We start from the raw sequence: 245 nt of genomic DNA on the forward strand, positions 1-245 counted from the left end.
TGTTCCTGCCTCAATGGCTACATTTGAAGTTCACCCAAAATGAACCACAATGAAAAAAGTAGTAATTCTATTGTTTGTAGGCCTACTGACTTGGAGTGTTTCCGCACAGGAAAAAACTGCAAAGATCGAATTCAAGACAGAAACGGTCGACTACGGTGAGATTGACAAGGGAAGCGACGGCCTCCGCGTATTTGAATTTACGAATACCGGCAATGCACCCCTGGTCATCAGCAAGGTGAGTTCCA

At 44.9% G+C, this 245-nt stretch carries 1 protein-coding gene; it reads left to right on the forward strand.

Features of this window, described 5'->3' with window-relative positions; translation table 11 throughout:
- Positions 1-49: 49 nt before the first annotated feature.
- On the forward strand, positions 50-245 hold a 196-nt coding region (locus ACRHNM_RS17785), incomplete at its 3' end, for a DUF1573 domain-containing protein (RefSeq protein WP_431137973.1).

Origin of the sequence: Psychroserpens mesophilus (genome assembly GCF_050617655.1) — a bacterium.
GTDB lineage: Bacteria > Bacteroidota > Bacteroidia > Flavobacteriales > Flavobacteriaceae > Psychroserpens > Psychroserpens mesophilus_A.